Origin of the sequence: Xenophilus azovorans DSM 13620, from assembly GCF_000745855.1 — a bacterium.
Taxonomy (GTDB): Bacteria; Pseudomonadota; Gammaproteobacteria; order Burkholderiales; family Burkholderiaceae_C; genus Xenophilus; species Xenophilus azovorans.
Map to the genome: position 1 here is coordinate 1,264 of NZ_KN050769.1, position 13,674 is coordinate 14,937.

Consider the following 13,674-nt stretch of genomic DNA (forward strand, 5'->3'; position numbering starts at 1 on the left):
TCGGCATCGGCATCGGCATCGGCATCGGCATCGGCATCAGCGTCGGCATCGGCATCGGCATCGGCATCGGCATCAGCATCCGCGTCACCATCCCCTTCATCGTTCGGAACGGGAATGAACATGGGCATGGTCCCGCCGTCGTCGCCGCCGCTGTCGAGCGCGGAGGCCAGCACGGCACCGCCCAGGGCGCCCAGCGCGAAGTCGCCGAGGCCGAAGCCGCCGCCGGCCGCCAGCTTCTTCTTGACGGCCAGCGCGGCCGCTTCCGCGTCGCCGCCTTCCGGCGTCACGACGAGGTCGCCCGTGGCCAGGTCGACGTCGACCTGCTCCAGCCCGCCGGGCAGCGTGGTGGTCGAGATGGTGGCGTCCGTGCCGCCCGTCAGCGTGCCGTTCAGCGGCGCCTTGTTGGAAGCCGAGCCAGGGAAGCTCACGGCCGCCTGGCCGCCCTCGGGCACCAGGACCCGGTCGCCCGACATCAGCTGCTGCGTGCCTTCGACCGGCATGCGCACGCCGTCGCGTACGATCGCCACGCCCGGCGTGGCGTTGGAAAGGGTGCCCACGCTGCCGTGCGCGGCGGCGGGCGCCAGGGGCGTCGCGGCGGTCGTGGCTTGCGCAATCTGCACGGGGGCGAGCGGCGTCGCCTGCACCGCGGATGCTGCGGTGGCGACGGTCGAGGAAGAAGGTTCGGTCATGGCGGCCTCGTTGGACAAGAAAAGCAACGCCACTCACGGGGCAACATGCATGCCTGTTCGCGGATACGCCGGGCACAGGCGCATCGCGGCGGCTAAGTTGCTGCCGGCAAAGGATTTTCTGAAACAGGCGCAGCGCCGGTGCAGGCGCCGCAGGCGCGCGCGGCCGCCGTGTTACGTGGGGGCGTTACGTAACGCCGTAACGGCAGAAGCGCCGCGGCCGACCCGTCTGTAGGTGACAGGTCTTACTTGATCCCCGCGCGCATGAAGCTCTGCACGAACTGCCGCTGGAACAGCAGAAAGGCGACGAGCAACGGCGCCGCCGTCATCAGCGTGGCGGCGGTGATGACCGACCAGTCCACGCCCTGGTCCACCGACGAGAACACCTGCAGCCCGACGGTGAGCGTGCGCGCCTGCGGGCTGTTGGTGACCACCAGCGGCCAGAGGAAGTTGTTCCAGTGGTAGCTCACTGACACCAGCCCGAAGGCGGTGTAGACCGGCCGCGCCAGCGGCACGTACACCCGCCACAGCGTCTGCAGCGGCCCGGCGCCTTCCACCCGCGCGGCCTCGTCCAGTTCCTTCGGGATGCCCATGAAGGTCTGACGCAAAAGGAAGATCGCCAGCGCCGAGCCGAAGTAGGGCAGGCCGATGGCGAGCAGCGTGTCCACCAGGCCCAGGCGCACCATGGTGCGGTAGTTCTCGACGATCAGCATGTCGGGCATCACGACGAGCTGCATCAGCACCAGCGAGAACAGCAGGTCGCGACCGCGGAAGCTGGCGCGCGCGAAGGCATAGGCGGCCAGGGTGGACAGCACCAGTTGCGCCGCCAGGATCATCAGCACCAGCAGCGTGGTGTTGAGGAAGTAGCGCGCGAAGGGCGCGGCCTCCCAGGCGCGGCCGAAGTTCTCGAGCGTGAGCGGCGCGAAGAGGGCGAAGCGGGTGGAGTATTCGGCCGGATGGAAGGCCGTCCACACGGCGTACAGCAGCGGCAGGATCCACAGCAGCGCCAGCAGCCAGGCGGCCAGCGTGTCCAGCCGGGTGGGCTCGTTCCACGCGAGCCGTTCCGAAGGGACGGCGGCGCTCATTGGATAACCTCCGTGCTTCGCACTGCGGTGCGAGCCTCCTTCGGAACGGCCGGGCGGGGGCTCATGTCGGCCCCCACGCTCGGCACTGCGTGTCCTCGCTGTCCCCCGAGGGGGCGTTCGCTTGCTTGGGGCGGCCCGGCGCTGCGCTCATCGGTAGTGCACCCGGCGGTCCAGCGCGAAGAACTGGAAGAGCGCGATGCCCACCAGCACCACGATCAGCACCACGGTGAGCGCGGCGGCGTAGGCGGTGTCCCAGAAGCTGAAGCCCACCTCATACAGGTGGTAGAGCAGCAGGATGGTGGCGTTGTCGGGCCCGCCGCGGGTGAGCACGAACAGGTGGTCGACCATGCGGAAGGCATTGATGAAGGCGTTGACCAGCACGAACAGCGTGGTGGGCATCAAAAGCGGCCACTGCACGCGCCGGAAGAAGTACCAGCGCGAGGCGCCCTCGATGGCCGCCGCCTCGCGCAGGCTGGGGTTGAGCGTCTGCAGCGCGGCCAGGTAGAAGATCATGAAGAAGCCGGCTTCCTTCCAGATCGCCACCACGGTGACGGCGCCCAGCGCGGTGGAGGGGCTGCCCAGCCAGTTGTGCGAGGGCAGGCCGAGCGCGCCGGTGAGCTGTTCCAGCAGGCCGTACTGCGGCGTGTAGAAGAACAGCCAGATGTTCGCCACCGCGATCATCGGCAGCACGGTGGGCGTGAAGTAGGCCATGCGCAGGAAGGCGCGGCCGGCGATGCGCTCGTTCACCCACAGCGCCATCGCCAGCGCCAGGCCGATGGAGCAGGGGATGGTGGCGGCGGCGAACAGCAGGTTGTTGCGCACCGCCTTCCAGAACACCGGGTCCTCGGCCATCACCTGGTAGTTCTCGACGCCCACCCACACCGCCTCGCGTCCGCCCTTGGGTGTGGAGAAGAAGCTGTCGACCAGCGTGGCGACGGCCGGCCAGTGGGTGAAGCCCACCAGCACCGCCATCGCCGGCAGCACCATCAGCCAGGCGTGGACGGCGCGGATCGATGAGGCGTTGCGCATCCTGGTCAGAAGGCCGCGGAGCAGGCCATGCGGGAACACCCACGGAACTGGCTTTGCCAGGCCGTAGGGTGTGCCCCCTTGCAGGGGGTTGGCGGAGCGGAACGAAGTCCGCGAAGACTGGGGGTGGTCACTTATTTATAGCCGCGCAGGATGCGGTCGGCTTCTTTTTGCGCGTCCTGCATCGCCTGTTTGGGCGTCTTGGCGCCGGTCAGCGCGGCCTGCAGGCCGTCGTTCAGTGCCTTGGTCACGCGCTGGTTGTCGTGCGTGGAGAACTCGGCCACCGAGACCGGCAACTGGTCGCGCGCCACCAGCGCGGGCGGGAACTCGGCGCCGTACTTCTTCAGCGCCGGCGTGTCGTAGGCGGCGGCCGAGACGGCGACGTAGCCGGTGTCGATGCTCCACTGCGCGGCGCGCTCGGGCTGGGTGATCCACTTGACGAACTTGTACGCCGCCTCCTGCTGCGCCGGCGTGCTCTTCTTGAAGATGTAGAAGTTGCCGCCGCCGGTGGGCGAGCCCTTGCGCTTGTTGCCCGGGATCATGCCGACGCCGAAGTCGAACTTCGCGTTGGCCTTGATGTTGGTCAGGTTGCCGGTGGTGGTGTAGATGATGGCGGCCTTCTTCTCGAAGAAGTCCTTGGGCGTGGTGCCCCACTCGACCACGCCGGTGGGGTGCACGCCGGCCTTGCCCAGGTCGACCCAGAACTGCAGCGCCTCGACCACCTTCGGGTCGTCGAACTTCACCTTGGTGCCGGTCTCGTTGGCCAGGATGGCGTCGTTGGGCGTGGTGAGCGTCTGGAACAGCCAGTAGGGGAAGCCGCTCGACGGGATCTGCACGCCGTACTGCGTCGTCTTGCCGCCGGCGTCCTTCTTCGTCAGCTTCGCCGCCATGTCCTTCAGCTCGGCCCAGTTGGCGGGCGGCTTGTTCGGGTCGAGGCCGGCCTCCTTGAACAGCTCCTTGTTCCAGTACATCACCACGGTGGAGCGCTGGAAGGGGATGCCCCAGGTCTTGCCGCCGGTGCGGCTGTTCATCATGAAGGCGGGATAGAAGCTGCCCATCCACGCCTTGTCCTCGGCCGTCTTCGCGAAGTTGTCGAAGGGCACGATCGCGTCCTCGTCGATCAGCGTGAACATGTCGGTCGACAGCAGCACCGAGGTGACCGGCGGCGTGCCCGACTTGTGCGCCGTCAGCGCCTTGACGATGGTCTCCTGGTAGGTGCCGGCGTAGATCGGCGTGACCTTGATGCCGGGGTGCTCCTTCATGAAGCCCTCGGCGAAGCCGTCGATGATCTTGGCGATGGGGCCGCCCACGGCCACCGGGTAGTAGAACTGGACCTCGGTCGGCGCCTGGGCCAGGGCCGGCGCCAGGGCGCCGAGCAGGGTGGTGCCGGCGACGAAGGGGATCGCCAGGGTCTTGAGGAAGGTGCGTTGTCGCATGGGGAGTCTTCTCCGGTTTCAGGGGGATGGAATGCGGCGGCCCTCGGCGTCGAAGGCGTGCGCGTCGTCGTAGGACCAGTCGAGGTGCACGGCGTCGCCGGCCTGCGCGGTGCGGCGGCCGTCGGTGCGCACCAGCAGCGACTGGCTGCCGACCGCGCAGCGCAGCACCAGGTCGGCGCCCAGGTACTCGGTGCTCTGCACGGTGGCGGGAATGCCCTCGGCCGCGGCGAGCGCGATGGCTTCCGGCCGCACGCCCAGCGTGGCGCCGGCCAGGCCGGTGTCGACGTCGCTGCCGGCGATGCGCCCGCGCGCCAGCGCCACCAGGTTCATCGGCGGCGTGCCGACGAAGCGCGCGGCGAAGGTGGTGGCCGGGCGCGCGTACAGCTCGCGCGGCGAGCCGGCCTGCTCGACGCGGCCCTTGTTCAGCAGCACCACCTGGTCGGCCATGCTCATCGCCTCGGCCTGGTCGTGCGTGACGTACACCACCGTCAGGCCGAGCTGGCGCTGCAGCTCGCGCAGTTCGCGGCGCATGTCCTGGCGCAGCTGCGCGTCCAGGTTGGACAGTGGTTCATCCATGAGACAGACCTGCGCCTGCGCCACCAGCGCACGGCCCAGCGCCACCCGCTGCTGCTGGCCGCCCGAGAGCTGGCCGGGCCGGCGCGCCAGGAGTGCGTCCAGGCCGAGCAGCTCGGCGGCGTGCGCCAGGCGGCGGGCGCGCTCGGCGGGCGGCACCTTGCGCACCGCCAGGCCGAAGGTGATGTTGTCCGCCACCGAGAGGTGCGGGAAGAGCGCGTAGTTCTGGAACACCATCGCGATGCCGCGCTGCGCCGGCGGCAGCGCGCCCACCTCGCGGCCGCCGATGCGCACCTGGCCGGCGCTGGCGTTGTCCAGCCCGGCGATGATGCGCAGCGTGGTCGACTTGCCGCAGCCCGAGGGGCCGAGCAGGACGCAGAAGCTGCCGGGTTCGATGCGCAGGTTGACGGCGTGCAGTGCGGTGCTGTCACCCCAGGACTTGGCGACGTCGATCAGCTCGATGGCAGACATCCGGACGAGTCTAAAAGTCCGATATGACAGTTCGTCCGAGGGGGAACCCGCCCCGTGTCGACCCGATGAACAATCGGTGACGCATGGCCGCGCGGCGCCGGTGCACCATCGCGGCGCCGGCGGCTGCAAGCCCCGGGGTGCTGTTGGTGTTTTCCTGAGCCGGAGGCTTCAGCAAACATCGCTACAGTGGTCGAGACCGGCCGCACGGGCCGGCAGTTTTGAAGGAAATGGACATGAGCAAGAAAGTCGCATACGTCACCGGCGGCATGGGGGGCATCGGGACTGCCATCTGCCAGCGCCTCCACAAGGACGGGTTCACGGTGATCGCGGGCTGCGGCCCCACCCGTGACTACGCCAAATGGCTGGCCGAGCAGAAGGAACAGGGCTTCACTTTCCATGCCTCGGTCGGCAACGTCGGCAACTGGGACTCTACCGTCGAGGCCTTCTCCAAGGCCAAGGCCGAGCACGGCAGCATCGACGTGCTGGTCAACAACGCCGGCATCACCCGCGACCGCATGTTCGTGAAGATGACGCCCGACGACTGGAATGCCGTCATCGAGACCAACCTCAACAGCATGTTCAACGTCACCAAGCAGGTGGTGGGCGACATGGTCGAGAAGGGCTGGGGCCGCATCGTCAACATCAGCTCGGTCAACGGCGCCAAGGGCCAGGCCGGCCAGACCAACTACTCGGCGGCCAAGGCCGGCATGCACGGCTTCACCATGGCGCTGGCGCAGGAGCTGGCCAACAAGGGCGTGACGGTCAACACCGTGAGCCCGGGCTACATCGGCACCGACATGGTCAAGGCGATCCGCCAGGAGGTGCTGGACAAGATCGTCGCCACCATCCCGGTCAAGCGGCTGGGCGAGCCCAGCGAGATCGCCTCGATCATCTCGTGGCTGGCGTCCGACGAGGGCAGCTACTCCACCGGCGCCGACTTCTCCGTCAACGGCGGCCTGCACATGCATTGAGCCGCACGCCGCGCCCCGCCTGAAGGCCCGCCCCGCGCGGGCCTTCGTTTTTTTCTGCGCCATGGCGCGACACGCCTGCAAAATGGCTCCATGCATCACGGCGTCTCCCTGATCAACACCATCGCCGCCGCCCTCGGCCTGGCGCTGATCCTCGGCTTCGCCGCGGCGCGGCTGCGCATCCCGGCGCTGGTGGGCTACCTGCTGGCCGGGGTCATCATCGGGCCCTTCACCCCGGGCTTCGTCGCCGACGCGGCCATCGCCGCGCAACTGGCCGAGATCGGCGTGATGCTGCTGATGTTCGGCGTCGGCCTGCACTTCTCGCTGGACGACCTGCTCGCCGTGCGGCGCATCGCGCTGCCGGGGGCGCTGGTGCAGATCGTCGCCGCCACGCTGATGGGCGCGGCCATGTCGCTCTCGTGGGGCTGGCCGATCGGCGCGGCACTGGTGTTCGGCCTGGCGCTGTCGGTGGCCAGCACGGTGGTGCTGCTGCGGGCGCTGGAGAACCTCGGCCTGCTCGAAAGCCACACCGGCCGCATCGCCGTGGGCTGGCTGGTGGTGGAAGACCTGGCGATGGTGCTGGTGCTGGTGCTGCTGCCGCCGCTGGCCGGCGCGCTGGGCGGCCGGGCCGATGCCGGCGACGGCGCGGAGGCCGAGGCCGCCGCCTCCGTCTGGCGCACGCTGGGCGTCACGCTGCTGCAGGTGGGCGGCTTCGTCGCGCTGATGCTGGTGGTGGGGCGGCGCGTCTTCCCCTGGCTCTTGTGGCAGGTCACGCGCACCGGCTCGCGCGAGCTGTTCACCCTGTGCGTGGTGGCGGCGGCGGTGAGCATCGCCTTCGCCTCGGCCTCGCTGTTCGGCGTGTCCTTCGCGCTGGGGGCCTTCTTCGCCGGCATGGTGATGCGCGAATCGGAGTTCAGCCACCGGGCGGCGCAGGAATCGCTGCCGCTGCGCGACGCCTTCGCGGTGCTGTTCTTCGTGTCGGTGGGCATGCTGTTCGACCCGAGCGTGCTGGTCGAGCAGCCGCTGCAGGTGCTGGCGGTGGTGCTGGTCATCGTGTTCGGCAAGTCCTTTGCCGCCTGCGCGCTGGTGCTCGCCTTCCGCTACCCGCTGGCCACCGCGCTCACGGTGAGCGCCAGCCTGGCGCAGATCGGCGAGTTCTCCTTCATCCTGGTCGCGCTCGGCGCCCGCCACGAACTGCTGCCGGTGCAGGCGCAGAGCCTGGTGCTGGCCGGCGCGCTGATCTCCATCGCCGCCAACCCGCTGTGCTTCGGCGCGATCGGGCCGGTGCTGCGCTGGCTGCGCGTGCATTCCGCGCTGGCGCGGCGGCTGGAGGCGCGCGACGACCCGCTGGCCGAGTTGCCGCAGGAGACCGAGGCGCGCTTCCTCTCGCGCCAGGTGGTGCTGGTGGGCTACGGGCGGGTGGGCCGGCGCATCGCGGCGGAACTGCGCTCGCGCGACGTGCCCTTCGTCGTGGCCGACCAGAACCGCGAACTGGTGGAGCGCATGCGCGAGGACGGGCTGGCCGCCGTCTGGGGCGACGCGGCGGAGCCCGCGGTGCTGATCCAGGCCCACATCGCGCGGGCGCGCGTGCTGGTGGTGGCCACGCCCGACGCCCTCAACGTGCGCCAGATGATCGCCACGGCGCGCACGCTCAACCCGGCCGTCGAGATCGTCATCCGCAGCCACAACGAGGCCGAGGCGCGCCTGCTGGCGCAGGAGGAGGCGGCCACCGTTTTCCTCGGCGAGCAGGAACTGGCGCAGGCGATGGCCCGCGACGTGCTGCGGCGCGCCATCGCGGCGGCCTGAATCGGCGTGCTTTCAGGGCCTGCGCCAGGGCAAAAGTCCCCGCGAGGGCATGCACCGGCCACGTTTCGGCGCAAAATCAAGTCACAAATGTAGCGAAACGTGAAATTGTGACCGCGGACGATGAAGTCCTTTGACCTACCATGACGGTGTCCCATTGCTGTTCGCAGGAAGCGTCCCGAGTCGTCCCATGTCCACGTTGCGCAATGTCGCACTCACCGTCCAGGAACTGGAGGCGGGCGAATTCCACTGGGTGCTGCTCGAAGCGGTGGACTGCGCGGTGGACGACGTGCTGCCCTACGCGGTGCTGGAAGCGGCCGCGGAACCGCAGCGCAGCTATTCCGATGCGCTGGTCGCCGGCGTGGCGGCGATGCGGCGCCTGTTCGGCCGCGATGGCCCGCGCACGGGGCAGCCGGCCGCTGCTTCGGCTTCTGCCGCCCACCCGCCGCGCTGAGAGCCCGCCGATGAGCCACCCCGTCCCCTGCCGCCTGCCCGCAGGCCCGGTGCCCGCTGCCGGAGGCCACCCATGAAGCGCGTCGTCTATGTCGCTGTCGCCTGCGTGGTGGGCCTGGGCCTGGTGGTCTGGCTGGCGGCGCCGCAGAGCCCCCTGGAATGGGCTGCCTGGATCCAGGCAGTGGGCGTGCTGATGGCCCTGCTGTGGGGTGCGCAGCTGCAGAACGAGGCGGCCCGCCGCACTCAGCGGCAGGCGCAGCACGTGGCGGCGCTGTTCGCCGCCAACATGCACTGGGTGTTCCGCGAACTGGCCGACGCCTGCGCCAAGCAGAGCCTGGCGGACTTCCTCGTCCACCGGCGCATCCTGCAGGAAATCCTCTCCCAGGGACGCGAAGCCAGCCTGCAGCAGCTGGACGGCCGCGGCCTGGCCATGGTCACCAGCCTGCGCACCATCGCGGTCGAGGCGCTCGAAGTGGTGGAACTGCTGCCCGAGGTGCCGGACTGGACCGCGCTGCAGGGCCACTTCGACCGCCGCCTGCCGACCATCGTCGGCTGGCTCAGCGCCTCCGGCCACCCGCCCGAGACCAGCGGGCCGACCGACTACCAGGGCCTGCGCACCTCGTACGGCCAGCTCGGCGGTTCGCGCGATCCGATCTGAGCGGCGCGGCGCTCGGGGACAATCCGACCCCGGGCGTCCGCACGATGCCCGCGCCTGCGATGTCTTCCGCTGAAACTCTCCCTGCCTTTCCCGATCATCGGCTGTCGGTCGCTCCCATGCTCGACTGGACCGACCGCCACTGCCGCTACCTGCATCGCCTGCTCAGCCGGCGGGCGCTGCTCTACACCGAGATGGTGACCACCGGCGCGCTGCTGCACGGCGACGTGCCGAGGCACCTGCGCTTCGATCCGTCCGAGCACCCGGTGGCGCTGCAGCTGGGCGGCAGCGAGCCGGACGACCTGGCGAAGTGCGCCAGGCTGGGCGAGCAGTGGGGCTACGACGAGATCAACCTCAACTGCGGCTGCCCCAGCGAGCGCGTGCAGCGCGGCGCCTTCGGTGCCTGCCTGATGGCCGAGCCGCAACTGGTGGCGGACTGCGTGAAGGCGATGGTCGACGCGGTCGGCGTGCCGGTCACAGTCAAGCACCGCATCGGCATCGACAAGGTGGAGCGCTACGAGTTCGTGCGCGACTTCGTCGGCACGGTGAGCGAAGCCGGCTGCAAGACCTTCATCGTGCATGCGCGCAACGCCTGGCTCAAGGGCCTCTCGCCGAAGGAGAACCGCGAGATCCCGCCGCTGCGCCACGAGCTGGTGCACCGGCTCAAGCACGACTTTCCGGCGCTGCGCTTCTCGATCAACGGCGGCATCCGCGCCGACGCGCAGGTGCACGAACACCTGCGCCTGCTCGACGGCGCGATGGTCGGGCGCGAGGCGTACCACAACCCGTGGTGGCTGGCCGGGTGGGACGAACACTTCTTCGGCGACGCCCCGCAGGCGCTGACGCGCGAGGACGTGGAGGCGCGGATGTGCGACTACATGGTGCGCGAGGCCGCCGCGCACGGCACGCCCTGGCCGAACATCGCGCGCCACATGCTGGGCCTGCGCAACGGCCTGCCGGGCGCGCGCCGCTGGCGGCAGGTGTGGAGCGACCGGCGCCTGCGCGAGCGGCCGCCGCACGAGGTGATGGCGCTGGCGCATGCCGCCGCGCCGGTGGCGGACCCGGCCTGAGCGTTCTGCCGCCTAGGCGCCGCGGGCGTACGCCGCCAGCAGCGCGTTGACCTTCTCCAGCCCCTGGGGCGTGGCGGCGACCTGCTGCGGCGTCTGCCCGCCCAGCAGCGGGTGGGGCCGCCGCAGCCAGCGCGACGCGTCCGGTCCCAGCACCTGGGCGGCGCGCGAGCGCAGGTCCTGCGGTGCGGCGGTGCCTTGCGGTGCGGACGGCGCCGATGCTGGCGCTTCCACAGGCGGCGCGTCGGGCTGTTCTCGGGCCAGGCGCACGGCGGCGTAGGGGCGCAGCGCGGCCAGGCCTTCCCTGATCGTGAAGCCGGCTGCCCGCAGCTTGCGGGCATAGGCATCGGCCAGGACCTTCAGCTCCTCGGCGCGCAGGCGTTCGCGCTGCTGCTCCATGGCTTCGCGCTCGTCGCTGAGGCGCCGTATCTGGGCTTCGATGTCGGCGAGAGAAGAGGGCATGCTTTTCACGGTGTCTTGAGGGCGCCCCGGGGGAGGGGCGGCGGAATCCAGCCCTCGAGTATCGCAAGCGGCGGCGCAGCGGGCTCAGGCCGCCGCTTCGAGCCCGCTCCTGAAGTGCGCCTGCATCCGCGCCACGGCGGCCTGCGGGTCGCGCGCCTCGATGGCCGCCATCAGCGCCCGGTGCTCGGCCAGGGACTCGGCGATGCGCCCGGCCTTGAGCAGCGAGTTGTGGCGGTTGAGCTTCATCACCTTGCGCAGGTCGGCCACCAACTGGTCGCGCCAGCGGTTGTCGGCGATGGCCAGCAGGCGCATGTGGAAGCGCTCGTTGACCGCGAAGAAGTGCTCGCGGTCCACCCGGCCGGGCCGGGCGGCGGCCTCCAGCTCGGCGTGCAGCGCCTTCAGCTCGGCGATCTGCTCGGGCGTGGCGCGCTCGGCAGCCACGCCGGCGGCGTCGCTCTCCAGCAGCGCCAGCAGGTGGTACACGTCCGCCAGGTCGCGCTCGGACACTTCGGTCACATAGGCGCCGCGGCGCACCTTCATCGTCACCAGGCCCTCGGCGGCCAGCACCTTCAGCGCCTCGCGCAGGGGCGTGCGGCTGATGCCGAACTCCTCGGCGATCTTCAGCTCGTCGATCCAGCTGCCGGGCTCCAGCTCGCGGCTGAAGATGCGCTGGCGCAACTGCTCGGCCACCTCCTCGTACAGGGCGCGCGGGGTCAGGGTCACGGCGGACATGGGGCGGACTGTACCGCAGAACCGGGTGTTTGAATTAATAATTACAGCGGTTAGACTGGCGGGATGAGCAGCATTCCCGAACCCTCCTTCAAGACGGCCACGCTCGACGACTGGGCCAAGGCGGCAGCCAAGTCCGCGCCGGGCGGCGACCCGGCCGCCCTGAACTGGGTGACGCCGGACGGCATCGCCGTCAAGCCGCTGTACACGGCGGCCGACCTGAAGGGGCTGAAGTACACCGACACGCTGCCCGGCTTCGAGCCCTACATCCGCGGCCCGCAGGCCACCATGTACGCGGTGCGGCCGTGGACGATCCGCCAGTACGCGGGCTTCTCCACCGCCGAGGAATCGAACGCCTTCTACCGCCGGGCGCTGGCCGCCGGCGGGCAGGGGGTTTCCGTTGCCTTCGACCTGGCGACGCACCGCGGCTACGACAGCGACCACCCGCGCGTGACCGGCGACGTGGGCAAGGCCGGCGTGGCGATCGACTCGGTGGAGGACATGAAGATCCTGTTCGACGGCATCCCGCTGGACAAGGTCAGCGTGTCGATGACGATGAACGGCGCGGTGCTGCCGGTGCTGGCCGGCTACGTGATCGCGGCGGAAGAGCAGGGCGTGAGCCAGGACAAGCTGAGCGGAACCATCCAGAACGACATCCTCAAGGAGTTCATGGTCCGCAACACCTACATCTTCCCGCCCGAGCCGAGCATGCGGATCATCGGCGACATCATCGAGTACACGGCGAAGAACATGCCGAAGTTCAACTCGATCTCGATCAGCGGCTACCACATGCAGGAGGCGGGCGCCAACCAGGCGCTGGAGCTGGCCTTCACCCTGGCCGACGGCAAGGAGTACGTCAAGACGGCCACCGCCAAGGGCATGGACGTCGACGACTTCGCCGGCCGCCTGTCCTTCTTCTGGGCCATCGGCATGAACTTCTATCTGGAAGTCGCCAAGATGCGCGCCGCGCGCCTGCTGTGGTGCCGGATCATGAAGGGCTTCGGCGCGAAGAACCCCAAGAGCCTGATGCTGCGCACGCACTGCCAGACCTCGGGCTGGAGCCTGACCGAGCAGGACCCGTACAACAACGTGGTGCGCACCACCATCGAGGCGATGGCGGCCGTCTTCGGCGGCACGCAGTCGCTGCACACCAACGCGCTGGACGAGGCCATCGCGCTGCCCACCGAGTTCTCGGCCCGCATCGCGCGCAACACGCAGCTCATCATCCAGGAAGAGACGCACATCACCAACGTGATCGACCCCTGGGCCGGCAGCTACATGATGGAGAAGCTCACCCAGGACATGGCCGACGCCGCCTGGGCCATCATCGAGGAGGTCGAGGCGATGGGCGGCATGACCAAGGCCGTGGACAGCGGCTGGGCCAAGCTCAAGATCGAGGCGGCGGCCGCCGAGAAGCAGGCGCGCATCGACTCGGGCAAGGACGTGATCGTCGGCGTCAACAAGTACAAGCTCAAGGACGAGGACCCGGTCGAGATCCTCGCCATCGACAACATGAAGGTGCGCGAGTCGCAGATCGCGCGCCTGAAGAAGGTGCGCGAGGGCCGCGATGCCGCCCAGGTGCAGGCCGCGCTCGACGCGCTGACGCAGGCCGCCGAGAGCGGCCAGGGCAACCTGCTCGACCTGAGCATCCGGGCCGTGCGCCTGCGGGCCACGGTGGGCGAGATCTCCGACGCGCTGGAGAAGGCCTTCGGCCGCCACCGCGCCGACACGCAGAAGGTGACCGGTGTGTACGCAGCCGCCTACGACTCGGCCGAGGGCTGGGAACAACTCAAGAAGGAGATCGGCGACTTCGCCGAGGCGCAGGGCCGCCGGCCGCGCGTGATGATCTCCAAGCTGGGCCAGGACGGCCACGACCGCGGCGCCAAGGTGGTGGCCACGGCCTTCGCCGACCTGGGCTTCGACGTGGACATGGGGCCGCTGTTCCAGACGCCGGAAGAGTGCGCCCGCCAGGCGATCGAGAACGACGTGCACGCGGTGGGCGTGAGCACCCTGGCCGCCGGCCACAAGACGCTGGTGCCCGCCATCATCGAGGAGCTGAAGAAGCAGGGCGCCGACGACATCATCGTCTTCGTCGGCGGCGTGATCCCGCGGCAGGACTACGACTTCCTCTACGAGGCCGGCGTCAAGGGCATCTACGGGCCGGGCACGCCCATCCCGGCGAGCGCGAAGGACGTGCTGGAGCAGATCAAGGCGGCGGTGGCCGCCTGATCGCAGGTTGTCGTTCGTCCATGCGGCGCAT

At 69.7% G+C, this 13,674-nt stretch carries 12 protein-coding genes and 1 pseudogene; 6 read left to right on the top strand and 7 right to left on the bottom strand.

From position 1 onward, the window contains the following. The 5 genes and pseudogenes from Q392_RS30630 to Q392_RS30650 all read right to left on the bottom strand — a co-directional run. Positions 1 to 689 (bottom strand): annotated as a pseudogene (locus Q392_RS30630) (hypothetical protein); the annotation flags it as partial. A 242-nt stretch (positions 690 to 931) separates the two neighbouring features. Further along, on the bottom strand, positions 932 to 1,771 hold the full coding sequence (locus Q392_RS30635; protein ID WP_038218430.1) for a carbohydrate ABC transporter permease: 840 nt from the start codon (positions 1,769 to 1,771) through the stop codon (positions 932 to 934). A 147-nt stretch (positions 1,772 to 1,918) separates the two neighbouring features. Continuing rightward, a complete protein-coding gene (locus tag Q392_RS30640) occupies positions 1,919 to 2,800 on the bottom strand; it encodes a carbohydrate ABC transporter permease (RefSeq protein WP_038218576.1) in 882 nt (293 codons plus the stop codon). Positions 2,801 to 2,931: 131 nt separating this feature from the next. Continuing rightward, a complete protein-coding gene (locus tag Q392_RS30645) occupies positions 2,932 to 4,233 on the bottom strand; it encodes an ABC transporter substrate-binding protein (protein WP_038218431.1) in 1,302 nt (433 codons plus the stop codon). Positions 4,234 to 4,251: 18 nt separating this feature from the next. Further along, positions 4,252 to 5,277: an ABC transporter ATP-binding protein gene (locus Q392_RS30650; protein WP_038218438.1), complete on the bottom strand. Its 1,026-nt coding sequence runs from the start codon at positions 5,275 to 5,277 to the stop codon at positions 4,252 to 4,254. Positions 5,278 to 5,510: 233 nt separating this feature from the next. On the opposite strand from Q392_RS30650, the gene phbB reads away from it, so the two are divergent. The 5 genes from phbB (at position 5,511) to dusA (ending at position 10,226) form a co-directional block, all read left to right on the top strand. Continuing rightward, the gene (gene phbB, locus Q392_RS30655) at positions 5,511 to 6,248 is read left to right on the top strand and encodes an acetoacetyl-CoA reductase (protein ID WP_038218440.1); all 738 of its coding nucleotides are present in this window, start codon (positions 5,511 to 5,513) and stop codon (positions 6,246 to 6,248) included. 90 nt (positions 6,249 to 6,338) lie between these two features. Continuing rightward, the gene (locus Q392_RS30660; protein WP_038218442.1) at positions 6,339 to 8,051 is read left to right on the top strand and encodes a cation:proton antiporter domain-containing protein; all 1,713 of its coding nucleotides are present in this window, start codon (positions 6,339 to 6,341) and stop codon (positions 8,049 to 8,051) included. 187 nt (positions 8,052 to 8,238) lie between these two features. Further along, positions 8,239 to 8,502 carry a hypothetical protein gene (locus Q392_RS30665; protein WP_051954122.1) on the top strand — a complete coding sequence of 88 codons (264 nt, stop codon included), beginning with the start codon at positions 8,239 to 8,241 and terminating at the stop codon, positions 8,500 to 8,502. 72 nt (positions 8,503 to 8,574) lie between these two features. After that, entirely contained in the window at positions 8,575 to 9,159 is a 585-nt protein-coding gene (locus tag Q392_RS30670; protein ID WP_038218444.1) for a hypothetical protein, read from the top strand. Between the two features lie 44 nt (positions 9,160 to 9,203). Next, a complete protein-coding gene (gene dusA / locus Q392_RS30675; RefSeq protein WP_038218446.1) occupies positions 9,204 to 10,226 on the top strand; it encodes a tRNA dihydrouridine(20/20a) synthase DusA in 1,023 nt (340 codons plus the stop codon). Between the two features lie 12 nt (positions 10,227 to 10,238). Here the strand turns inward: dusA and Q392_RS30680 are convergent, their stop codons facing one another. Both Q392_RS30680 and Q392_RS30685 read right to left on the bottom strand, forming a co-directional pair. Then, positions 10,239 to 10,685, bottom strand: coding sequence for an antitoxin Xre/MbcA/ParS toxin-binding domain-containing protein (locus tag Q392_RS30680; protein ID WP_038218448.1), 447 nt, complete (start codon positions 10,683 to 10,685; stop codon positions 10,239 to 10,241). A gap of 84 nt (positions 10,686 to 10,769) precedes the next feature. Then, a complete protein-coding gene (locus tag Q392_RS30685) occupies positions 10,770 to 11,417 on the bottom strand; it encodes a GntR family transcriptional regulator (protein WP_038218449.1) in 648 nt (215 codons plus the stop codon). A 63-nt stretch (positions 11,418 to 11,480) separates the two neighbouring features. Here Q392_RS30685 and scpA point away from each other — a divergent pair, with 63 nt between their 5' ends. Then, positions 11,481 to 13,643: a methylmalonyl-CoA mutase gene (gene scpA / locus Q392_RS30690; protein WP_038218451.1), complete on the top strand. Its 2,163-nt coding sequence runs from the start codon at positions 11,481 to 11,483 to the stop codon at positions 13,641 to 13,643. The last annotated feature ends 31 nt before the right edge of the window (positions 13,644 to 13,674 follow it).